17 protein-coding genes, 1 tRNA gene and 2 pseudogenes are annotated in these 24,085 nt (G+C 40.2%); 8 read left to right on the top strand and 12 right to left on the bottom strand.

Annotated features, from left to right (window positions below):
• The first annotated feature begins 123 nt into the window (after positions 1–123).
• A complete protein-coding gene (locus BM283_RS04830; RefSeq protein ID WP_090690249.1) occupies positions 124–1,359 on the top strand; it encodes a dicarboxylate/amino acid:cation symporter in 1,236 nt (411 codons plus the stop codon).
• Positions 1,360–1,575: 216 nt separating this feature from the next.
• Here the strand turns inward: BM283_RS04830 and BM283_RS04825 are convergent, their stop codons facing one another.
• The 4 genes from BM283_RS04825 to BM283_RS04810 all read right to left on the bottom strand — a co-directional run bounded on the left by BM283_RS04825 (position 1,576) and on the right by BM283_RS04810 (position 6,594).
• Positions 1,576–2,187, bottom strand: a complete 612-nt coding sequence (locus tag BM283_RS04825) for a hypothetical protein (RefSeq protein ID WP_090690246.1) — start codon at positions 2,185–2,187, stop codon at positions 1,576–1,578.
• A 151-nt stretch (positions 2,188–2,338) separates the two neighbouring features.
• Positions 2,339–2,905 (bottom strand): NADPH-dependent FMN reductase, encoded by a 567-nt coding sequence (locus BM283_RS04820; RefSeq protein WP_090690244.1) that lies wholly within the window; start codon positions 2,903–2,905, stop codon positions 2,339–2,341.
• Positions 2,906–3,052: 147 nt separating this feature from the next.
• The gene (locus BM283_RS04815) at positions 3,053–4,906 is read right to left on the bottom strand and encodes an ABC transporter ATP-binding protein (protein WP_090690242.1); all 1,854 of its coding nucleotides are present in this window, start codon (positions 4,904–4,906) and stop codon (positions 3,053–3,055) included.
• A gap of 305 nt (positions 4,907–5,211) precedes the next feature.
• Complete coding sequence (locus BM283_RS04810) at positions 5,212–6,594, bottom strand: L-serine ammonia-lyase (RefSeq protein WP_090690239.1); 1,383 nt, start codon at positions 6,592–6,594, stop codon at positions 5,212–5,214.
• 728 nt (positions 6,595–7,322) lie between these two features.
• Between BM283_RS04810 and flhD the strand changes: the two genes are divergently transcribed.
• Positions 7,323–7,640 carry a flagellar transcriptional regulator FlhD gene (flhD, locus tag BM283_RS04800; RefSeq protein ID WP_090690235.1) on the top strand — a complete coding sequence of 106 codons (318 nt, stop codon included), beginning with the start codon at positions 7,323–7,325 and terminating at the stop codon, positions 7,638–7,640.
• Between the two features lie 28 nt (positions 7,641–7,668).
• Positions 7,669–8,192 (top strand): annotated as a pseudogene (flhC, locus tag BM283_RS04795) (flagellar transcriptional regulator FlhC).
• 220 nt (positions 8,193–8,412) lie between these two features.
• On the opposite strand, the gene BM283_RS04790 reads toward flhC, so the two are convergent.
• Positions 8,413–9,606 carry a pyridoxal phosphate-dependent aminotransferase gene (locus BM283_RS04790; protein WP_090690233.1) on the bottom strand — a complete coding sequence of 398 codons (1,194 nt, stop codon included), beginning with the start codon at positions 9,604–9,606 and terminating at the stop codon, positions 8,413–8,415.
• 72 nt (positions 9,607–9,678) lie between these two features.
• Between BM283_RS04790 and uvrB the strand changes: the two genes are divergently transcribed.
• Positions 9,679–11,712, top strand: a complete 2,034-nt coding sequence (gene uvrB / locus BM283_RS04785; RefSeq protein ID WP_090690369.1) for an excinuclease ABC subunit UvrB — start codon at positions 9,679–9,681, stop codon at positions 11,710–11,712.
• A 75-nt stretch (positions 11,713–11,787) separates the two neighbouring features.
• Here the strand turns inward: uvrB and BM283_RS04780 are convergent, their stop codons facing one another.
• The gene (locus tag BM283_RS04780; RefSeq protein ID WP_254776173.1) at positions 11,788–12,135 is read right to left on the bottom strand and encodes an NrfJ; all 348 of its coding nucleotides are present in this window, start codon (positions 12,133–12,135) and stop codon (positions 11,788–11,790) included.
• Positions 12,136–12,155: 20 nt separating this feature from the next.
• Positions 12,156–13,649, bottom strand: a complete 1,494-nt coding sequence (locus BM283_RS04775; protein WP_254776172.1) for an alginate export family protein — start codon at positions 13,647–13,649, stop codon at positions 12,156–12,158.
• A gap of 860 nt (positions 13,650–14,509) precedes the next feature.
• On the opposite strand from BM283_RS04775, the gene BM283_RS04770 reads away from it, so the two are divergent.
• Positions 14,510–14,585: transfer RNA gene (locus BM283_RS04770), tRNA-Asn, on the top strand.
• Between the two features lies 1 nt (position 14,586).
• Here BM283_RS04770 and BM283_RS04765 read toward each other — a convergent pair.
• From BM283_RS04765 to BM283_RS04760, 3 genes and pseudogenes are all read right to left on the bottom strand, one after another.
• Positions 14,587–15,620 (bottom strand): annotated as a pseudogene (locus BM283_RS04765) (site-specific integrase).
• On the bottom strand, positions 15,539–15,886 hold the full coding sequence (locus BM283_RS19850; RefSeq protein ID WP_254776170.1) for a helix-turn-helix domain-containing protein: 348 nt from the start codon (positions 15,884–15,886) through the stop codon (positions 15,539–15,541). Before BM283_RS19850 ends, BM283_RS04765 begins: the two are co-directional and overlap by 82 nt.
• Before the next feature lie 2 nt (positions 15,887–15,888).
• Positions 15,889–16,875, bottom strand: a complete 987-nt coding sequence (locus BM283_RS04760) for a replication initiation factor (RefSeq protein WP_175492033.1) — start codon at positions 16,873–16,875, stop codon at positions 15,889–15,891.
• A gap of 462 nt (positions 16,876–17,337) precedes the next feature.
• Here BM283_RS04760 and BM283_RS04755 point away from each other — a divergent pair, with 462 nt between their 5' ends.
• Genes BM283_RS04755 through BM283_RS04745 form a run of 3 tightly spaced genes read left to right on the top strand, consistent with a single transcriptional unit; the run spans position 17,338 to position 20,836 of the window.
• A complete protein-coding gene (locus BM283_RS04755) occupies positions 17,338–18,546 on the top strand; it encodes an ABC-three component system protein (RefSeq protein ID WP_090690229.1) in 1,209 nt (402 codons plus the stop codon).
• Positions 18,543–18,989 carry a three component ABC system middle component gene (locus BM283_RS04750; RefSeq protein WP_090690227.1) on the top strand — a complete coding sequence of 149 codons (447 nt, stop codon included), beginning with the start codon at positions 18,543–18,545 and terminating at the stop codon, positions 18,987–18,989. The genes BM283_RS04755 and BM283_RS04750 overlap by 4 nt, the downstream gene beginning before the upstream one ends.
• Positions 18,986–20,836: a DUF3732 domain-containing protein gene (locus BM283_RS04745; RefSeq protein ID WP_090690224.1), complete on the top strand. Its 1,851-nt coding sequence runs from the start codon at positions 18,986–18,988 to the stop codon at positions 20,834–20,836. The genes BM283_RS04750 and BM283_RS04745 overlap by 4 nt, the downstream gene beginning before the upstream one ends.
• Positions 20,837–21,134: 298 nt before the next feature.
• Here the strand turns inward: BM283_RS04745 and BM283_RS04740 are convergent, their stop codons facing one another.
• Both BM283_RS04740 and BM283_RS04735 read right to left on the bottom strand, forming a co-directional pair.
• On the bottom strand, positions 21,135–23,033 hold the full coding sequence (locus tag BM283_RS04740) for a DUF262 domain-containing protein (RefSeq protein ID WP_090690222.1): 1,899 nt from the start codon (positions 23,031–23,033) through the stop codon (positions 21,135–21,137).
• Between the two features lie 509 nt (positions 23,034–23,542).
• Positions 23,543–23,911 carry a hypothetical protein gene (locus BM283_RS04735; RefSeq protein ID WP_254776168.1) on the bottom strand — a complete coding sequence of 123 codons (369 nt, stop codon included), beginning with the start codon at positions 23,909–23,911 and terminating at the stop codon, positions 23,543–23,545.
• Positions 23,912–24,085: the final 174 nt, after the last annotated feature.

Genomic DNA, 24,085 nt, shown 5'->3' with positions numbered 1-24,085 from the left:
GAACAATGAAGTATTGTGACGAGGCGGGGTGAGCAGGCAATTCGCAAAGCGGATGCTCGCAAATATTAATTTTTAGAGGTGCCCTTTACTCATAGCGCATCTGCTGATAAATCTGGAGTTCTTATGATAAAAATATCTCTCAATATGCAAATCCTGCTAGGGGTAATAGGTGGAATTTTGCTGGGTTTGGGATTTGTCATGGTCGGCCTGGATTCGTCTATCTCTCAAAATGGTTTGTATGTTGCCAGTTTGATAAGTACTTTATTCATTGATTTGTTGAAAATGATACTTGTCCCACTGGTGTTTACTTCCATTGTGGTCGGTGTTGCGAATTTACGCGCACATCACCAAATAAATCGGGTATGGCAAATCACGCTTGTCTTTTTTGCATCCACGATGGCTTTGGCAGTGATACTTGGTCTGACCGTAGCCAATCTCTTTCGACCGGGTGAAGGGCTTGAGATTGCGATGTTTAAGGATGCCATGCAAGACATCGACGTTAAGCAAATGTCTTTAGGCGAATTTTTTGCTCACTTTCTACACTCGCTTTTTTTGAATCCAATTACAGCGCTGGCTGAAGGTCATATTCTGGCTATCGTCATATTTGCATTGCTGCTTGGAATTGCTATGGTAGTAGGCGGGGAGCGCTACCATAATATTCTCATTTTGATGAAAGAATTTCTGGAACTGATCCTGATGCTGGTGAGCTGGATCATGCGTCTTGCTCCGCTCGGTATTATGGCATTGCTACTGCAATTGATCGTTTCTCAGGATATTGCTCTGCTTACTACACTGATTAAGTTTATTGTCATTGTTATCGGGACAACATTATTCCATGGCGTAGTCATTTTACCGCTTATACTTTATCTAATGACCGGCGTGACCCCTTTTAAATTCTGGAAGGGGGCCCGCGAAGCATTGATTACTGCTTTTGCAACCAGCTCCAGTGCCGCCACTATGCCTATAACGATGCGTTGTGTGGAGCAGCATTTACATGTCAAATCCGATGTGGCAGGCTTTGTTGTTCCATTGGGAACGACTATCAATATGGATGGCACCGCGTTGTATGAAGCGATAGCTGCTTTATTCATCGCTAATCTGGTGGGAATCGAGCTTGATATCACTCAACAACTTATTGTTTTTCTTACTGCCATGCTGGCTGCTATTGGGGCACCTGGCATTCCAAGCGCTGGCATGGTGACCATGGTGATGGTGCTTCAGTCAGTGGGTTTACCGGCTGAAGCGGTCGCTATTTTACTTCCTATCGACCGGTTATTAGATGCGTTTCGCACCATGGTCAATGTTGAAGGAGATATGATTGGGAGTATAGTCGTACAAAAGTGGATAAGAAGCCCTTAACGAGTTATTCCATTTCTAAATCAAACTTGACGCGAAACAAGCTGCAGACAGTATCCATCGTACGGCAAGAAGAACCGACAAAGTCATGTTTGATCTAGCTGGTAAGGTGCAATAAGTGTAACGCATTGCACCAGATGGTAAGGTAGTACATACGGCGCAACGCCCGATGATTATTGCGCCTTAAGCGGGTTAACGATATTAACCGGGTTAGCAGGATTACAAAGGAGTGACACGTATTACACGCGGGTCATCCGCAAATTCCAGTAATAATCGGCGTACACGCGCCTGCCATGCCTCTGCAAAAGCACTGCGTATCGTATCATCAGCGCGGTTTTGCAGAATAGCCGCCAAGCGTCCACTTTGTGCCGGATCACCCGGCACCAAAGAAACATCGAGCTCCACGGCCACACCTGCTCCGGTATCAAGGCGTTTGAAGAGGATAGCTTCTCCTTCCCGCTGGTCTGCAAAACTCAGCAATCCCACCCTTCTGAAGCGCCCTTGAATCCCATGGAAACCATTATCGGCAGCTGCGCCAGTTAATAATGTCAATACTTGCGCCATCACACCTGTGGTACCTTCATTTTCTGGTGCAGGCATATGGACAGCAATTGAACCGCGCTCAGCAGGTTCATCCGGATAAAGCGCGCGCAAGGCAGCTCGCCCGATGAGATATGCGCCAGCGACAGTAGGACATGAATGGCCGGCGAGACGTACTGCATCGACATAATGGTAATCCAGTAAACCACCGCGCGCAGCACCTAACGTGGCTGCAAATGGATCACGGGTTTGGACGACAGGTGCCTGCTCATAAAAATCGGGAAAATTCATGGAGTATTAACCTTTATGCTTAAATTAAAATGGTTTACAGTGTGCGGTTTAACATACTGAGAAGGTACCGATAAAATTATTTCACCTGATTAGCAGCACGGCAGCTAGCTATAAGTACTTTTGATCTCTCTACCAGCATAGCAAAATAAAACTATTGCCTCATCATTTTGAGTGCTTGTGCCCACTTGTGCAGTTCATTAAGCAGGGATATTCCCGAGCTTATATGGTGATCATTCGGTATAAAGTGCTTTTTTTCATTGATGTGTGTGGAAACATTCTGAACGGTTACTGCTTCCACTATTGGCATTATTTTTAATGTGGTCAAGGTAAGCTTTTCTATCAGAGCGGCTCTGAGTCCACCAGAAACTCCGCCATAACTGACAAATCCGGCGGGCTTATAATTCCATTCCTTATAGACATAATTGAGTGCATTCAACAGCGAGGGTGGGGGGCCGTAATTATATTCCGGAGTAATGAATACATAAGCATCTGCCGCACTGACGCTGGCCGCCCAATTTTTGGTGTGCTCATGCTGGTATCGCTGATGAACAGGGTGCTCTGGTTCATCGTATACTGGCAAATTGAATTCGGCAAGATCGACCAGTACAGCTTCAAATTCACCATGCTGCACTGCGATTTCATGGAACCACTTGGCAACATGAGGTCCAACCCGACCTGGCCGGGTGCTGCAAATAATGATATGGAGTTTTAGAGGCATGGGTTTTCCTTATCAGAGAAATTAAGCATGTAATTCCATTTCTAAATCAAACCTGACATTGTCGGTTTCTGTTTGCCATATTTATTTATATTGCCTGCGGCTTGCCTTCGCATCATGTTTGAGGAGGCAATAGAATAAAATATAAAATTAACTATTTTCTGGAGGCAGAAGAAATCCGCCTGATTGGTGATTCCAAAGCATGGCATATAGTTGATTATGAGAGAGCAGTTCTGCGTGGCTACCTTGCTCAATAATACGACCTTTATCCAGGACAATGAGTCGATCCATGGCAGCAATGGTGGATAGCCGGTGGGCAATCGCAATTACTGTTTTGCCTTGCATGAGTTGCTCCAGATTTTGTTGAATGCTGGCTTCTACACCCGAATCAAGGGCAGAGGTTGCTTCATCAAGAATCAGGATAGGCGCATTCTTTAATAACACGCGCGCAATTGCAACACGTTGACGTTGCCCTCCTGAAAGATTAACACCGCGTTCGCCGACAAATGCATCATAGCCTTTGCGGCCTTTATTATCAATCAGGGTTTGAATGAACTCATGAGCATGAGCAAGTTTTGCAGCTTCAAGCATCTGCGCTTCCGAAGCATCCGGTTTACCGAATAGAATATTGTCACGAATGGATCGATGAAGCAAAGACGTATCTTGCGTAACAATCGCGATATTGGCGCGCAAACTTTCTTGGCTCACTTGTCGGATGTCTTGCCCATCGATCTGAATCACCCCTTGCTGAGCATCATAAAAGCGTAATAACAGACTCACCAAAGTAGACTTGCCAGCGCCTGAACGACCGACAATTCCTACTTTCTCCCCAGCGGCGATGTGTAAATTAAGATCATCAAATACCCGGATGCTTTCCTTTTGATCTGCTCGATGATAGGTAAATCCGACATGACTAAAATCAATCGTACCAGAGGTGACGTGTAAAGGATGCGCGTCCGGCGCATCCACTACGGCCGGTGGTTCCGATAAGGTGTTGATGCCATCATGGACAATTCCAATATTTTCAAATAGGGCGCTGACTTCCCACATAATCCAGTGAGACATGCCGGTTAGGCGTATCGCAAGCGTCATGGCAATGGCGATAGCTCCTATCGTGATATCCTCGTTGATCCATAAATAAATGCCCAGCGCACCAATACTGAATACCAGTAGCATATTACTGCTCCATATACACCCAAGCAGTCCAGTAACCAGTCGCATTTGCGGATGCACCGTTGACAGGAAATTTTCCATACTTGTTTTGGCGTATTCAGCTTCACGCTGATTGTGGGAGAATAGTTTAAGGGTCAAAATATTTGTATAGCTATCGACAATACGGCCGGTCATGCTGGAACGTGCATCGGCCTGTACCTCAGAGATTTTTTTTAATCTTGGAATGAAATAAGACAGTATGATGGAATATACAGCCAACCAGATAAGCAGTGGGATGCATAAGTGAGGATCAGCATTTGCAACGAGCAACAGGGTCGTGATGAGATATACCGCGATGAATAGCATCACATCGAGTGTTTTCATGACGGTTTCACGTACAGCCAAAGCTGTCTGCATGACTTTGGTGGCAATGCGGCCGCTGAATTCATTCTGGAAAAAAGCATAGCTTTGATTGAGCAGATAGCGATGGGCTTGCCAGCGCACGATCATGGGGAAGTTACCCATTAATGTTTGGTACATGATCAGCGAATGGCACATAACCAAAATGGGTATCAGCAGCAGTATAAATAACGATAAACCAATCAGCGTGAGCATTTCTTCCTGCAGGAAATTTTGGGGATCTTTTTCAGCCAGCCAATCGATAATCTTTCCTAAAATGCCATAAAGCATCGCTTCACTGACCGCAACACAAACAGTGAGGATTGCCATCAAAAGCAGATAGAATTCGATTCCCCGGGTATAGTGGCGGCAGAACTGGTACAAGCCCTTAGGCGGCTCAGCCGGATGTTCGGGTGGGAACGGATTGATTAAGCGCTCAAAGAAACCAAGCATAGAGTAAGTTGTGACAAAACGAGAGAATAAATAATTGAAGTGGTTGCCTGATGCCCAGATAATTGCTTTGTAAAAGTATTCGTCACCGGTAACTCGATCAAATATTCTGGGACCCGCTGCATAAGTAAGAAGGGTAGAGCCTATTAGCGAAAGCAGAAATATTGCTCAGATCTGTGTTACTTGATCGTGCCACCCGTTTTTTAGATGAATTGCATCATTGCCAGGATAATTTAGCTCGCTGCTACGACCTCAACAGGACCAACCTTCTGAGTGTCTGTATCGTGTTTGTCCTGTTTGAGGATTAATCAGCATTCAGTAATGCTTACGGCCAAACCACCCAATGAGGTTTCTTTATATTTATGTGACATTTCCAGGCCAGTTTGTCTCATCGCTTCAATACAGTTATCAAGCGGCATAAAATGGTCGCCTGTTCCCCGGCGAGCGAGTGCTGCTGCTGTATGGGCTTTAATGGCGCCAAATCCATTCCGTTCTATGCAGGGAACTTGTACTAAACCACCCACAGGATCACAAGTCATTCCCAAGTGGTGCTCGATCGCAATTTCTGCTGCATTTTCAATTTGCTTGACTGTTCCTCCCTGGGCTGCGCATAGGCCAGCTGCAGCCATGGCAGCAGCTGACCCTACTTCTCCCTGGCAACCCACTTCAGCGCCAGATATAGAGCTGCGGTGTTTGATGATGCCCCCAATTGCTGCTGCGGTTAATAAAAACTCCCTTACATTTTCAATACTACCGTTTTCGTGTTTTACCATGTAATAGAGTACGGCCGGAATCACCCCCGCTGCGCCATTGGTAGGCGCAGTTACAACCATGTGGCCTGCTGCATTTTCTTCATTTACTGCCATCGCGTACGCGCATAGCCAATCGTTTAAAGTTGCTTTTTTATTAGAGTCATCTTGAAGTTGATTAAAAAGTTTTTTAGCGCGACGCGATACCTTGAGGCCGCCAGGGAGTTGTCCTTCTGCTGTTAAACCATTTTTAATACAACGTTGCATGGCATGCCAAATTTTATCTAAACCCTCATCAAGTTCATTAGCCGATATTTTCGTCAATTCATTGGCACGCTTCATCTCGGCTATTGAATAATTGCTTTGCTGAGACATTTCTAACATGCTGCGTGCTGAATTAAACGGAAAAGGAAAAGATTTGGCGGGTTCCATTTTCAGGGGAGCACTGAGTTGACTAATTTCAGCAAGCGTATTAATAAATCCCCCTCCGATGGAAAAATAGGTTTCACTTAATAAAACATTCTCGTTTTCATCAAATAACGTATAAATCATCCCATTGGGGTGCTGAGGTAATGTTTCCTGCTTATCGAAAATAATGTCATTATCAGGGTGGAATGTGATGACGGTATTTTTGTTGACTGTGAAGAAATGGGTCGTCCATAGTTCTGCAGTTAATGCATTCACATCCTGCTCAGACAATGCTTCAGGAGTATAGCCGTGAAGTCCCAATACGACAGCCCGGTCTGTTGCATGACCTTTGCCGGTAAAAGCCAGCGAACCCTTAAGCACGCAACGAACATGCATCGCTTTATTAGTCGAAGATGCTGCCACAAGCTGATAAATGCGGCTGCGAAAATCATTGGCAGCCATCATTGGACCCATAGTGTGAGAACTCGAAGGACCGATTCCGATTTTAAATAGATCAAGAACACTGATGAACATATATCAAACCTTGTGTAAATTATGGTAAAGAATGCTTAAATAAAAACTAGGGAACTTGAAAGCGTGTGGGGGAAGTTGCTATACATTTCGATAGCTGCAATGAACACTACTGGCGCTTCACTTATCTACTCGAGACGAGACTTTGGCAAAAGCTACTCGATTCGCTTTATTAGCGATCAAAAAGTTCATTTTCTCATTGCAGCATTTCATTCGATACCCTCGAATTGTTTATGATTATTTTTTCTTAACTGCACTTACTGAGACTTTGGATGTTACGAGTAGTTCTGCTTTATCACTAAAGAATAAGCATCACTATTTGCTGTATAAAACACTGCTGCTTATTTTTGTAGCGGAAGCTAACCTTGAATTTTACTTGATATATTAAGATCCGGAAAAATAAATTATAGCCTGCCTTGCATGCTTATTACTTATCATTGATTTTTATGGGTTTCTTAGTGTTTGCGCTATCTCTGGTTTCCCTGATTTTGAGGTAATAATAAACACATAGCAAATCTAATAGTAATCGCTTGCTCAGCCTATAAGTTAAATAAAAAAAATTTATTGTATCCATATGATAAATAAATGAATGTATGAAATATAAGAAGAAGCCTTACAAAGGGGGGGGTAAAATACTGACTCTTCATTTGGTTGATATTCCATTTACTTCCTGAGCTGCGAGTTTAAGATGTGTTTAATTCAATATGAAAGTGGAAATAAGGAGCAATGTGATGGAAACTAGTCAGATTCATGAAGAAATAAGAGAGATTAATCTTGGCTATATGTTACTTGCTCAGCGATTGTTGCATGAAGACAAGGTGACAGCAATGTATCGGCTCGGTATTAGTGAAGATGTCGCAAATATTCTGAAGAGCCTTACCTCTAGTCAATTGTTAAAAATGGCTAATTCTAATATGTTGCTATGCCGTTTCCGGTTTGATGACAAACTCTTGACTGAAATTTTATCTAACCATGGTCGGGATCGCGCCTTGGCCCAATCTCATGCTGCTATATTAATGTCTGGGTCTTCAACCGAAGTTATTGCTTAATTCAGAATATTAGGTCAAAGAGAACTGTATGCGAGAAAAAAGCCTTATATCAGAAGCAAAACAAATTCAACTTGCTACTGATTTAATTAAACTTGGCGCCAGGTTACAAGTTTAGAAGCAAATACTGAACTAAGCCGTGAGAGGCTGGTAAGGCTATATAAGGAGATAAAAGGGATATCTCCCCCCAAAGGGATGTTACCTTATTCTGAAGACTGGTTTACCAGCTGGCAACCCAACGTCCATTCTTCATTATTTATCAATATTTATAATTTTATTATTAAGCATACCAATGTGCATACTATTGATGCCATTATAAAAAGCTATAAGCTATATCTTGAGCATATTGAAATTAACAGCCTTCAGCGCGTACTAAGTTTAACACGCGCCTGGACGTTAGTACGTTTCCTGGAAAGTAAAGTATTGCGTGTTATCCCTTGCACCAAATGTAAGGGTAATTTTATAGTTCATAGCTTGGAAATACATTCTAATCATGTATGCGGACTTTGCAATATCCCATCTCGTGCAGGCAAGACCAAGAAGAAGGTTGCCTAAAGCAGTGCAATAAAAAAAGTAAAAATATACCGCTTGAATTTTTTGATAACTAACAATTAACCGCTTAGATCCATTGAGTTGTTTGGGGTTTATTGAATGATTCATTCCCAAGCAAACATGGTGTGAGCGCGTGCGGCAGATGGTATCAATCATGCGGCAAGGAGAGTCAACAAAACCGGGCTTATATTGGAAACGGAAAACCGATTCAGCGGCACTACGCTTATTTCAGCATATTATCTAAACGTTTAACGGCTTCTTCCAGATTTTTCATGGAAGTCGCAAAAGATAAGCGTATATAGCCTTTGCAACCAAAGACCGATCCCGGTACAACAGCCACGCCTGCTTTTTCTAATAGTAACTCGCTAAAATCGATATCATTATCATCTTTCATGTGCCCATCTTTTTGTAGTTTTTGTATCACTTGCCGGGCATCAGCAAACGCATAGAATGCACCGCCAGACAGTAAACAACGCATGCCTGGAATTTTATTTAATCTATCAGTAATAAACTGATTACGTTCCTTAAACGCTGCTTGCATCGGGATCATGCAGGATTGATCGCCATTAAGCGCGGTTTCAGCTGCAATCTGCGAGATAGAAGTAGGGTTAGAAGTACTTTGTGATTGAATATTCTCCATTCCTGTGATGATCTGCTCAGGTCCGCCACAATAGCCGATTCGCCAACCTGTCATCGCATACGCCTTGGAGACACCATTCAAGACCATGGTGCGTGCGCGCAGATCCGGACAGGCATTAAGTATATTGACAAACTTATCACTTGATAAAAGAATATGTTCGTACATATCATCGGTTGCAATCAAAATATTGGGGTATTTTCTTAATACCTCACCTAATGCTTTAAGCTCATCCAGACTATAAACGGCACCAGATGGATTGCTAGGACTGTTGATAACAAACATTTTTGTCTTTGGAGTGATGGCCTCTTCCAGTTGTTGCGCGGTAATTTTAAAGCCGTCTTCGATACCTGTTTCTATAAAAACAGGTTTCCCTTCAGCTATAAACACAATATCGGGATAAGAAACCCAATAGGGGGCCGGAATAATCACTTCATCACCAGGATTGATCGTGGCTAATACCAGATTAAAAAAGCTTTGTTTTCCGCCACAGGAAACGAGAATTTCTTTAGCAGTAAAATTTAAATCATTGTCACGTTTAAATTTTGCAATAATGGCATTTTTGAGCGCGGGTGTACCCCCTACCTGGGTATATTTCGTAAAACCAGCATTAATTGCAGCAATGGCTGCCTCTTTAATATGTTGTGGTGTGTCAAAATCAGGTTCACCTGCCCCGAGTGAAATAATATCTTTTCCCTCAGATTTAAGCTTTGCAGCTTTGGCAGTCACGGTTAGAGTAGGCGATGGTTTGATAGCCTGTGCGCGTTTTGAGAGTTCCACTACTGTGCTCCTGAAATGGTCGGTACCCAACATGATAGAATTAAATTAGTTTCTTGCATTGAAATTATACCTGTGATTATTACCTTTCCCAACAGTCCTTATAAACTTTACCAATCTTTTGAGCCTGCTGGCGATCAGCCTGAGGCAATCGGCAAACTGGTTGAAGGTGTAGAAGATGGTCTGCTTTTTCAAACATTGCTGGGAGTGACAGGCTCAGGTAAAACCTTCACGATAGCGAATACCATTGCCCGACTAGGACGTCCCGCGATTATCATCGCTCCTAATAAAACACTGGCGGCACAATTATATGCAGAAATGCGGGAATTTTTTCCGGAGAATGCCATTGAGTATTTCGTGTCTTATTATGATTATTATCAACCCGAAGCGTATGTTCCTTCGCGCGATCTTTACATAGAAAAAGATTCCAGTATTAATGAGCACATTGAACAAATGCGCCTCTCTGCAACCAAATCACTGCTTGAACGCAAAGATGCCATTATTGTGGCAACGGTATCCTGCATTTATGGTATTGGTGACCCGGTTGATTATCACAGTATGATCCTGCACTTGCGCGAACATGAGAAAATATCCCAACGAGATATTATCGCGCGGCTTACCGGCATGCAGTATCAGCGAAATGAATTCGAGTTTAGCCGCGGTACTTTCAGGGTGAGGGGCGATACACTTGATATTTTCCCGGCAGAGAATTCAGAGGTAGCCATCCGGGTATCGTTGTTTGATGATATGGTGGAATATATCTCTTCCTTTGATCCGCTAACAGGACGCATTCTGCAAAAAATATCACGCTATACCGTTTATCCTTCGAGTCATTATGTAACGCCGAGAAGTACTACGCTACGAGCAATTGAGACCATCAAGACTGAATTGGCAGAACGTATTGAGTATTTTCATCAGCAAAACAAGCTGGTGGAAGCTCAACGAATTGAGCAGCGCACTCGCTTTGATTTGGAGATGTTGAATGAGCTGGGTTTCTGTAAAGGTATCGAGAATTATTCACGTCATTTTTCAGGCAGAAAAGCGGGTGAGCCTCCACCTACATTAATCGACTATCTGCCCAATAATGCTTTAATGATTATTGATGAGAGTCATGTAACTGTTCCTCAGTTAGGAGGGATGTATAAGGGTGATCGGTCGCGTAAGGAGAATCTGGTGGGTTATGGTTTCAGGTTACCTTCCGCATTAGATAATCGACCGCTAAAATTTGATGAGTTTGAGAAATTGATGCCTCAGACCATTTTTATCTCAGCGACGCCAGCAGAATATGAGCGAAGTAAAAGCGGCCAGATTGCAGAGCAGGTGGTTCGGCCTACTGGTCTGGTGGATCCGGAAATTATCATACGTCCGGTAGCCACGCAGGTAGATGATCTGATGTCGGAAGTTACGCTGCGTACGGCGAAGGCGGAGCGAACGCTTGTTACCACGCTTACTAAACGTATGGCAGAGGATTTGACTGATTATTTCTCGGACCATGGGATTAGAGTGCGGTATCTTCACTCGGATATTGATACGGTTGAACGAGTCGAAATTATTCGGGATTTGCGCCTTGGCAAGTTTGATGTCCTGGTTGGAATCAATCTATTGCGGGAAGGGTTGGATATTCCGGAAGTATCGTTAGTAGGTATACTGGATGCGGATAAAGAAGGTTTTCTGCGTTCAGAGCGCTCGCTGATTCAGACCATGGGAAGAGCCGCACGTCATATTAATGGGACGGCTATTCTTTATGCTGACCGTGTGACCAATTCCATGCAGCGGGCTATAGATGAAACTGAACGGCGGCGTAAAAAGCAAACGTTATTTAATCAATCCAATCATATTACACCGCGAAGTGTCAGTAAACGTATCAAGGATCTGATTGATGGTGTCTATAGCAATGAGCCTGTACAGGGAAAACTTGGAATAGCCCAAGTACAGGCTCGCTATGACCATATGAGTGAATCTCAGCTAACAAAAGAAATCAAGTTGTTAGAAAAACAAATGCTGGAATCGGCTAAAAATTTAGAGTTTGAAAAGGCAGCTCAATATCGTGATGAAATCAAAAATCTAAAAAATAAGCTGTTCATTGGGTTTGTTGACCAAAAACAATGATGCGATTGTCACGAGATGGTCACGACAAGTCAAACACTACCATCAGTCCCCAATCTGAGAATTCTTTGTTATCAGTTATTGAGCCACCTTTACTTGGGTTGAGGTCACAAAGATAAGTTGATCAAATGTGCGATTCAGGGTTTTACTGGTAAAGTTGTGCATCCTCATATTTTCAACAAAGCGTATATGGTCACCAGCCTTGACTTCTTTGGTGGTAGGCGCTGCAATCCAGAAACGCTTGCCCCCATTCTCCAGCTCCATATAGGTATAACCTGTCGTATCCATCACTGAGACGACTATCCCTTCATCATCTGGTAATTTCTCTGTTTTTGTTGAGGGAACATTCTGGTCAGATAAAACAAGTGCTGGTTCCAGTAAAAAAGCAGTGAAGGCGACAGTTATAATTAATAGCAGTTTTTTCATTGTGTTATTCCTCTTGATCATCAGAAACGAAAATTATACTGAACGTAAAAGAGGTCAGGATGAACCCCAGGTCGCTGATTTTGAATGAAATTGCCTGTGAATAGTTTGGAATATCCTACGAGTATGTCTTGATGGCGGTCCACATGGATATTGACACGAAAATCAATTTCATCACCAACATGAGTACCTGATTGCCCTGTTGCGTCGTGCAGTGTTGCTACCCCTGCTGCATTGTACAGAAAGTCGCGTTTGTTTGCCAAATAGAAACGGTGATATTGTGCGAGAAATGTAAACCACGGTTGAGGATGTAATGAGAACTGAGCATTGAAATCATGAATATTCTGACGACCTACCTGATCTATCCAGCCTAAATAATAGTTGCCAAATGGAAAAAGCTGATTAAACGTATTGGATTTTCCATCATTTGCGCTGCTGTCACCAGAGGCAAAATCATAGCGTAACCAAAATTGGGGATTCATAGGTAAGGGAAGCTGGTAGCCAGCACCTGTTGCCACAGAAAAAGCCGAGATATCCTGGTGAGAGCGTCTGCCAAACTGATACATTCCTTCTAACTCATAAAGGAACCGGTTGTAATCGCCGGCTAAACGACCACCCACAGTTTCCAGGGTGGAATCACCTTGCAGGATATTTCCACTCAGAAGATTTGCTTGTGAAACAGTTCGGTTATCAATCAAGCTGAGTATATACAGATCAACCAGTTGACCCTTCATTGGTCGGTATGTGCCCCATAAACCGAAAAAATTCCGATCGTGATCCCAATTATCAAACTGATTCTTTTCTGTAATCATCGGTCGGACAAAAAAGGCATCCAGATCGAAGTTAGGCGTTCGCCAGAATCCTTTAATGCCTTGAAAGGTGCGACGCGTGTTGACCCAGTCCAAGGTGGAAATCAGTCGCTGAGAACCATAAAGTAATTCTTGCCGACCTACCCGCAAATAAGCAGGCCCATTGAGGAACTGCCCTAATTTGATATCTGCGAAAAGATTCAGCATATCAGTATGGTTGGTATCAGTAGGTAAGGCAGGCATATCCAGACCAGACGTACGCGCATCCAGAAATTCAGCGAATAGCCTGAATCTATCTTGATACCATAGATCAGCATGGAAACGGGTACGAAAAAGATGGAAGGTATTGTCAGTACCCGCCGCATTGAGACGGCTATCCGTTTCATTCATGAACCGGTACCAGAACTGACCTCCAAATGAGAGCAGCCAATCGTCATTCAGATAAATGCGTTTGACTGGATCAAAAAAATCTTTTTCATGCTCTGGTTTTTCAAGATAACGAAAATCAATCTCAAACGCAGGCGTGGTAAGCAAGGCAAAAGGAGCATAGGGCGCAACGGGCGGTGCTTCGCGTTTATTCCTTGCCATTAAATCCAGCAATGAATAGTAGCCTGCTCCGGTAGGGGGCATCACAAAAAGTCCCGGGCGAGGGCCGGGTGTTACTGGTGGCGTCTGTGACCAATTAAATTTTTGACTAGTCGAGTCCATGCTAGCCGAATCCGTGCGCACTGCTTCCGTGGGCGCTGCTGAGAGATTCTGATATGAGAATGTAGCGATTACTAAACTGAAAGATAGTTTCAATAAACTGTTTCTTATTTCGGAGCAGAATTTCGATTTGATGTGCCAAATAGAACTGGATAAAAACATTATTTTATTGCCCCCTCCCGGGCATTTATTTTTGATTTAATTAATGCTGCCACTAATTCTTGGCAATTAAGAAAAATTATATTTTTTATTTGGGGGCCCTATTTTAATAAAATTTTATTAAAATCAAAGAGGAATACTTTATTAGTATTTGTTTTTTAATAAACGAACTCATCCCGTGGCCTTGTTGGGGAATTATCTCGTTTAATTACGTCATGTTTCATTCTGATTGTCAGGCTTTATTTTTGCTTTCAGGAAAGCTTGAAGGTTTTTGTGCATGATGCATCTTTTTTGTATGTTATTAATAGTTTGCTTATTAAGCGGCCAATATGGCCAAGCTGCTGGCCACTATAGTTTAACTGCTTTCTTTTGGGTTACTTTGCTCAAGTGCTTGTGTTATCAGCAAAGTTTTTCCTGGGTTTGAGTGATAAAAGGGTCACCTGCGGGTGGAGTGATGGGGATGACTCGAATGAAGCGTGTTAATGAAAGAGTATTAATGCAGAGCAGAGAAGGGTAGTAAATGAAGGAACAACATTACGTATTTAGTAATATTCTTATTTAATTTACACGATATAAGCTTTTGCAAAAAAGTAGAAAATGTCATAAAAATTAGGCTTATATAAGAAGCAGTAAAAATGTTAACAACATGAAGGTTGACCATTAGCGTTCAAAACATTAACATATGCGCTTCTTGTGACGCATATTCCCCGATAGCTCAGTCGGTAGAGCGACGGACTGTTAATCCGCAGGTCCCAGGTTCGAGCCCTGGTCGGGGAGCCACTTATTTCGAGGTTTTGCTAGACTCACCCTTTTTGACCGCGTTCTCAACGTGACAGAAACGTGACAACGGAATCACTTTGCTATCTCTTGTCGATTCGATTCTGGAAGCAGCAAACGCCAGATTTTCAGTAGCAAACTTAGCATAACGATCGACCATATTGCGCGATTTCCAGCCGCCCGGGTCTTTCAGTTCATCGCAGCTCGTGCCAGCCTGACGATGCCAGGAAGCCCAGGTATGGCGCAAATCATGAAAACGGAAATCTTCAATCCCAGCTTTCTTAGTCGCATTTATCCAGGCCGTATTGGTTAGATCCCAACCAATAGGCTGACCACGATAAGTAAAGCAGAATTGGTGAAGCTTTCCTATGTGCTCCTGTAATACCATGACTGCATCCTTATTCAACGGAACACCTCTCGGCGTGCCATTTTTAGTTGTATTCAACCACGCTGTGCGCCGATTCAAATCGAAGCGAATCCACTCCAAGCCGATAATCTCACGTGCACGGCAGCCTGTTGTCAAAGCAAAACGGATCAAGGCCGCCAGATGCTCAGGGGAAGCCGCAATCAAGCGATCTGCTTCTTCTCTCGTCAGCCAGCGATCCCGTTCCACTTCACCGGGCAGCAAACAAATCTTGGGAATGCTATCGATCCATTGCCATTCATCGCGTGCTATCATCAGCAAATTGCGAATTAAGGCCAGATAACGATTCACCGTTGCTGGTATGTTTCCCTTTTTGAGTTGTCCTTGCACTACTGACCAATCATGTCCCCGTTGATCTGATTCAATGTCAGAGTTCCCAAATAAGGATTAAGCATCCTACATATCCGTTGTACATCCCGGAAGCTGCGCAAATTTGCTTTAATCGTGAGATACCGTACCACGGCTTGTTGCCAGGTACGCTGAGGCTTAAATCCAAAATGATGTTCTCGAAAGGCTTCTAGCTTAATTTTAGCTAGCAATGCTTCGGCGTCTTGTCGGTTTTCAGTCCCAGCACTTTGGCGTATTCTTTTGCTGTTTGGGAGCGTAGTTGCAATCCACCAGAAGCGTGAATCTGGCCTCCGGTAGACGCCTTCTTGGGTTTGGGCCATATATTTTCCTCCTTAGCCCGCCCGTGCTCGCGTTGCTTATATTCCTCTATCCAGGCATCCAAATCAACCCTGTCATAAAGACAACGGCGACCCAGCTTGGTAAAGGGAATCTCCAGTTCAGTGAGCAAGGTTACTCCGATACCGAGGTAACATGCCGCTTCTTCTTTGGAGAGGCATCGAATAGCAGGCAGAGACAGGCTAACTTTATCCATCGTTATTCGCCATCTGACTGCTTCCGATACTGAGCCGCAGATTTGCTTAACTTAGTTTTTTCCTCAGCTTCAATGTCACGATTAAGAATGGTATTGAACTTCCTTGCTTTAATCGCTACTTTTTCCGAGATGAAATCATCGAAAGATAGTCCCAGATAAGAGCTGATATCATCAAAGTGCTGGCAAAAGGCGAGCTTAAAGGCAGCAAATCCATGATCCAAATTCCAAATCCTTTCCCGCGCCATGTAAGAGGTGAGGCAGCTTAATAAACTGCTGCATAGCTTATCAACGCCAGGAACACGGGCTGAATTAAAACGAGGGAGTAGGGGACTATCATTGGTTTGCCAGTCCACTGAGGACAAATAACCCCATAAGGGGTGAATCGGCCAACGTGAGCGTGTTTGGTCATCTGAATTAGGTAACGTCAAGCGTAGCCATTCTGTTGTGGCATAGCTCCATAGGCCATTCAGATGATTTAACACGTCTAAAAGTTTCTGCAGTCCCTTTTGGGTAATGACTTCTCGGTTGAGTTGAAATTCAAGCCGCCATACCGGATCGAGCCCATTCCATCCCGCGCGATACCAGAGCTCATATAAATAGGTTTTTTTGGATTGCTTGAGGATTTCCAGCGTTTTGTTATATAAACGGCAACTGATGACACCACCCGCGCCAATCGTCCAGCCAGAGAATTGACGCTCGGTAGAATAATGGTTAATAGCAGAAGCACGTGTTACCCAGGCATGACGATCCCAGCTTTCCATATTTTCTGAGCTAATAAAATCTACAAACAAATCGATACGGCTGACATTAGCGGATTCATGGAGAGTGCCCAATTGCTCCAGGATAGCCCGTAGCGCTTTTTCTGCTGCGGCTGGACTCCTATGTGTCAAATACTCACTGGAAATCTTTACGTAGGCTAATGGAACCGATTTGCTGCGTGTAGGATCATTCGAATGAGCAGCCTCATGCAATTTACTTGCGCGACCCAAAGCACATATCAATAATGCAAGTTGCTCACTGAATGGAAGTTCATATAAATTTGCTCAGTAAAATCCTCTATCTAATATCTCGTTTATTTTATCTTTTGAAGTAGAGCATATAAATTTTGGTGGTTCTTGCATCTGATTGCGAATTCCAGGTATTCATTAACGAGCTGTTTGAATTGATCAATTGATAGCTTACCGTATTCTTTTAATGAATTCATCATACCGTATCTTTATTAAAATAATGTAGATTAGAAGCAGAGAGAGGTATTATTTATATCGAAATAAGGATATAAAGATGGAAATTACACAAACTAATTCCAAGTAATGAGATTATGTAATTGGAATTTTGCTAGAACGGCAAGTATTCAAAAACTTTTATCAATGGACTTATTTTTCTTGCCACTTTGAAAAGTTGTAATTGACGTATGACATACGTTTGAATTTAATCTATTGCATATTAGCTCCATGACGAAAACGCATGCAGAAAAAACTAGCGCAGAAGACAAATCGATCGGCTTTGATTTTCAGTACTACTATTTTTTTTATAGATTGTTAAACCTGAAGACAGGAGAGAAAGTTGGGTTGGAGGTGTTAGATGATGTCCATACAGAACTTTCTAGCGACAGACAAATTCTAGTGCAGTTGAAGCACTCCACTAAAATAAAGGCAGATGGAGGCACAAAAAATCTGACAACTTTAGACCCTGATCTTTGGAAAACACTTTCAAATTGGAGTCAAGTCATAGTCGACAAGTATGCGGGAAGAGAAAAGAAGATGGATCAGCTAAATTTTGTTAATAAAACTGATTTTTTATTGATATCAAATAAGTCGAATAGTGAAGAAAATACAGCACTCAATACAATCAAAAATTTTCAATCAGGAAATTTAAACTTATCTGAGTTGGATTTCTATCTAAATGTACTAAAAGATAAAACGAAGGACAATGAACTAAAAGTTTATATTCAAAATGTACTTGATTTAGATACTGACGTAAGAAAAACTTTTCTCGAAAATTTAGATTTTGATCTTGAGTGTAATGACATAATAAAAAAATGTAAATTAGCGATAAAAGAAAAGCAAATAGATGAACGCAAAATAGAGGACGTTTTTAGAAATCTAGATTCTCAAATACGCCAAGATAATTTCATATCTATTCAAGCAAGAAACAAAATTATTATTAGTTTTGAGGAGTTTTACAAAAAATACAGACGGCATTTTGATCTTGCGAGAAATGAAATACTTACGCTAAAGTCCCTAATTGGTAATCTTCCTGACCATCTAACAGACCAAAAATTCATACAGCAGCTCATTGATATCGCTGATATTCAGCCTGATGATTTAGAGACGATGGCAGAATTTACCCGCTACAGATTGTTTATTCAGAACAATATTGATGAGTGGTACAAAAATGGGGATCTAACAGCAAACGAGTTGGAAGCATTCGATAAGGAATCAAAATTACGGTGGAGAAATGAGTTCAGAAAAACTTATCGAAATTGTACACAGGAAAATGTAACTGAGAAAGCTAGAGATTTATTGGATTCAATGCGAAAAGAGAAATTGCCAATAGCTACGCAAGAATTACCAACTGATATGAGTAATGGGCAATTTTATCGTCTTTCAGATATTCCGGAGATAGGTTGGCATAAAAATTGGGAAGAAAAATATAAATGAGCGGAAAGATACTATATAACAACATTGGTATAGCTGCTCTAAGTATTGCATTTGTTGTGGGTCGGGTTAGTTCTATGCCTTTGACTAAAGCTCTATTGATACTTCCATTCATCACACACAAAGAGCTTCTCAGCTACCTTTCAAATGGTAATGTAAGAATACAAGGGTTAGAAAAGCTTATTATTGAAAAAACCACTTTCTTTTCAAACTTTAATCAAAGATATTACGATAACCTGTGTACCTCTCTTAACTCCATACAGCTTCTAAATGAGCTTGAAATTGCTCAAATTAAGAACTCTATATTATTTATTGACCATAAATTTGCCTACCATAAATCAATGGGGCGTAGAACAGAAAAAATATATAAAGCTTCAACTAATATAGCGCTAGCTCTGAACGATGATGTTGAGGAGCTCTATTTGAGCTTAAGGATAGAATTATGAAGTTTAATTTCGATAATCTAATTATATGGTTGAAAAAAGGAAATATACGTACTTTGAAATTCCTTCCGAATAAAGTCAATATTATAACGGGTAATAGTAATACAGGAAAAACGGCGATACTTGATATCATTGATTATTGTTTGTTTGCGAGTCGCCATAAAATATCCGATAGCATTATTAATGAAAATGTTGAATGGTATGGCATAAGATTTTCCATCAATGACAAATGTTATACAGTTGCAAGAAAAGCACCATTTAAAACTATAGTTTCACCTGATTATTATTTTTCTTCTACTGGAAAAATACCGGAAAAGTTCCCTCATTCTAATATAACAGAAAGTGCATTGAAAACTTCTTTAGAAACTGATTTTGATATAAATCATGACATAAAAATTTCTTATGGAGGTCGTGTCATCAAAGCTAATTCTAGAATATCGCTGAGATATTTTTTACTTTTTAACACAATATCGCAGGACATCATCACACATAGCGAAGAATTTTTTGATAAACAAAAAGATGAAAAATATAGAGAAGCGTTACCCCGAACTTTTGATTTAGCAGTTGGGATTGATAACGTCGAGAATATTCTAAAAAGAGAAAAACGCGATGAAATTGAACGAGAACTAAGGAAACTAGAACGTGAAGATAAAAAACTCAACCAAAAACAAGATGCTTTTTACACTCAGTTAGCGGAAATAGTAAAGACGGCCAAAGAATTTGCATTAATACCCGAAAACTCCAATATTGATGACGCAGTTTCAGAACTCAAGAAACTGATTGCTCAAGTTGATACTGCGATTAGAGCGGATATTCCTGAGAAATATGATTCTGTAAGCCAGGAAATTAATATAGTAATCAGAAAAATAAGAAATTTAAAGCGTTTTTCCAAAGAATACAAAAATTACAAGGAAAATCTTAAAGATACTAGTGATAGTCTAAAACCCATAGAATTTATGGTCGAGAAGTACTCCGACATACTAAAAACTTCAATATATGACGAAATAATTGCTAGCTTGAAGGAGGACTATATCATGATCAAAAAATATATTTATGGTAAAAACCCGATGGATAGCAATATATCCGACATCATCAATCGATATGAAAAGCGTCTTGAGGAACTTAGAGGAGAGATAGCTTTATTACCAAAAGAGATAAAATCTTTTGAAAATGATAAAAAAAAATATATGTTTATCGGTGAAATCAAAGCAAAACTTTCACTTTATGAAAAAGATCAAGATAAAGAAGATAGCTCAAAAAGCGCTAAAATTGAACAACTTAAAAATATGTTGGATGATCTAGATGCAGAACTAGTAGAAAACAGAAGATTGCTGTTTATTAAAGCTTTAGATGAGACTATTCAAGATTATATTAATTTTACAAAATCGGCTTTGGAAAATTATGGCGAGTATCGTGCTTCGTTTAATTATAAAGATAAGAGTCTGCAACTAAGAAAACCTAAAACAGATTTTGTTGAGAATATAGGAAGTAGCTCTAATCACATGTTCTTACATTTATTTTTATTTCTTGGTTTGCACGAAATAATTGCCAAACGAAATATCCGATATGTCCCTCCATTTCTTATTATTGACCAATTTAGCAGACCGTATTGGGGGGAAGGTGAAAGTAGAAAAGAAAAACTGGATCACTTAGATATTTTTAAGGTTAAAACAGCTCTAAAACTTATGAATTACTTTATCACATGCATTTCTAACTCCGGTAAAGAATTTCAAATGATTGTTTTTGAACATATTAACCATGATCTTTGGGATGATCTTGAAAATGTACATCTTGTAGAAGAATTTAGGGATGGTAATGCACTTATTCCTTTATCCATGCTATCTAGTTAATTTTTTGAGAAAAATTACAAATATTTTGTGCTTATTGAGCAACAAGCCTAATTTAAAGAATTTGATAAGACTTATAAAATCGCACACCCACCTAAGAATGTACACAACAACTTCACTTTTGTTTAAGGTATTAGAATAACTGACTGGTTGAGCCAGACTGTTATTCCGTTGATCCTAGGCTAGAATCCAGGTCAGGAATTCAATTAGGGGCAAGTATTTTGTTTTGTAATAAAATACCTAGTAGATTTGCAGCGGTAGTAGTCAGCTGCTAATGTGTATTCCCAATTGGGTTGGATTTTTAAGCGAAATTCTGATTAAAAGTTCTAGCATCAGGCCAAATTTTACAAAATTTGACAACTAGATTTCGCTCTCTTTCACGGATTTCAGTTAGATTCCAATTTTCGCACTTAGATATTTCTTTGCTTAGCATTAGTGTTGAATTAAAAAATAAAGACTCTTTTTTATCTAAAAAATGAGCATTTGATAGGCTTGAATTTAATGGCCCAGTAACAATCGTCAAATTTCCGATACTTTGAATTAAGTTATCCCTTTCCAGTGCTAACTCATATGCTTCAGAGTAGGATGGATCGACCAAACCTTCTTTTGAAGGCAAAAGCTCCCAGAGAGGATCATTCTTTTTATATTCCTCAGAAAATAATTCATTAAAACTTATAGAACTGCCAGAAAACGGCAATTGCCAGTTTTCTCTCCATTTCTGAGGCAAAATGTGCTCCAAAGTAAACTGTTTAAATGGTAAATTATTGTTTTCTGTAAATCGATTTTCATCCCTACTTAGTAGCTCAATTCTATATAAGATATATCGAAGAACATTTTTATTAACACCTATCTTTGACCAATTCCCATTAAGTGCTGATTGAACATCCCTATCATCAGGCCATTTTGCTGTATCAGAATTCTGATCAGAAAGGTATTCAACAAATGAATTCACACAAATCTTGTTTCCATTAAATTTTCTTATGACGTCAGAAAAAAATTTATTGTAATTCTTGTGGCCTTGAGTGGTACAAAGTATTCGACGAATTGTATACGACTCCAATATGCGAAAAATTAATGCGATTTCATCTTTTGTGGCTTTCGACTCATTCACAAGAAACAAGATAAAAGGATGCAGACTAGTTATATCAAATATTTTATAAAACCTCATAGGGAGTCCAATATCTGACTCAGTATTACAATCGATTATTTCCTTATAAACCTTCGAGTATCTGCTAAGCTCAGAAAGCTCATAACTAGAAGAATTCTGATCCCCAAGCAAATTTTTTCGGTACTGCCGTTGATAAACTTTAAATAATGGCGTAACGCTGTCTGTGCCCAATTTCGCCATAAGGAAATGTTGAAAGAAATGTTCAGATAATGCTTCCTTTTTTCTCCCAAGCATTACTTCAGTTTCCCAATAATTATTTTCAAAATGACTCCAATAATCTTGATACAAAGTATCTCTGTCTTCTTCAGAAATTCGCGTTCTTAGAAAAAGATTATTTCTAAGCAAGTCAAACTGAAGTAAAGCTTTACCTCTTCCATTTAGCGACTCAAAAATCATCTCAGGCTCGTCATCTGAATCTATTAAAATCTGAACAATTCCGAAATCATTTAGTACTGCATGAAATAATGAAAGAAGCTTATTTCGATCGCCAGTAGCATATATATTAATCATTTGCCGAAAATATGTATACGCTGAAAGAATTTGTCCCTTCTTGCCTACTAAAGTATCACTGGCTGAACCTTCGACGATACATTTCAATGAGAATCTATCAAATTCAGTAGGGATAAGTTTGTATTGTTCACCATCATATTCTTTAGACAACATCCCTTTATTTAAAATGTAATTATTCACTTCATCTGAAATTTCTTTAAATTCTAATGATGCGCATATTTCTCGAAGTGCACAAAGAATTATTTGGAAAGTCGTTAACCGTTGTTGTCCGTCAATTATTTCGTACTTTGGAACTTCATCCACATTGGTAGACTTTTGTTGTATGACTATTGCACCAGTAAAATGGCTAAATTTACCTCTCTTTTGCTGTTGCAATCTTTGGTTTGATTTTTCTTGAATATCTTCCCATAAAGGTTGCCACTGATCCTCCAATCCCCAAACATAATGCCTCTGAAAAAGAGGAATTCTAAATTGAATCTTATTGCCAAAAAGAGTACTTACATTCACGTTTGTTGGTTGCATACTATGCTTTTCCTTTACTTCATTTGCTTAAATGAATTTTTATTGCTATCGGTGTGTTCATAATTTTCTTTGTATACCCCTATTAGCCGTGCTACAAATTATCTAAATTGAATAATTTTTCGTGGTACAACAGCTTTGCTATTGTACAAGGAAGAGAGACAGACTGGCGATGCCAGACTGTTGGGCCAAATTAATTTTTTTTAGTTGGTTATAGGTCTTTTCAATAGATAACAAGAAAACGCTTAGGAATTTAAAGTGAATAAAATCGATATGGGTAATGAATGTTAGCAAAAAGAGGTAAGGGTATTTTTAACAAAAATAGTTGACTGTATGCTTTTGAAATTTATAGATCTTAGACTCAGGTTATGACAGGAAAAGGTCATTAAAAAGATTGTGTCAATTTTGTGCCAAACTATGCTAAGAACCCTATAGTTTGAGGCTGTGTGACACTTATTTTTTGCTTGGCAATCAATGTAAATATTTGATTTGTAACAATATTAAATTTTAGGTTACGTTTCAAGATCATCTTTGGTTGGATTTGGCCGTGCATCAAAGTGCTCGTTCACCTGATTCCAAATATCAGGCAATGCGCTAATATTGCCTGGAAAGTCGGACATCTGTTTGAACCACCCCAAGATTTGCTCTAGTGAAACAAACTGCAAAAGCCCAGTACATAATAAAACCACAAGGTCTTTAGTAGAAATCTCGTATAAATAACACCAGCTGAACTCTTCATCTTCTTTATCAAAGAGCCGATCATCACAATCATTTATCGTTTCCTTGTTATCTTCGATTCCAATTGCAACCAATAGCCACAATTCAAGAAATGTACGAAGATTCTGTGCTGTAATACCATTAGCGTAGTAAGTTTCAGTCATGATTTATTAACATAATCTATTGTTTTGAGCATATAAACCATCTATTACATCCTGATCTTTTAGCTGGCTAATAAAACAACGGCAGTAGATTTATATTCTAAATGCTATCATCATATGCAATAGCTTTTTCATGTCCTCGATTGACTTAAAGCTAGGCTGAATGAAAAAGCAGTT

The organism is Nitrosomonas sp. Nm34, assembly GCF_900113925.1.
Taxonomy (GTDB): Bacteria; Pseudomonadota; Gammaproteobacteria; order Burkholderiales; family Nitrosomonadaceae; genus Nitrosomonas.
The sequence above is the reverse complement of the archived record's forward strand: the minus strand, read 5'-3'. Positions and strand labels throughout refer to the sequence as shown.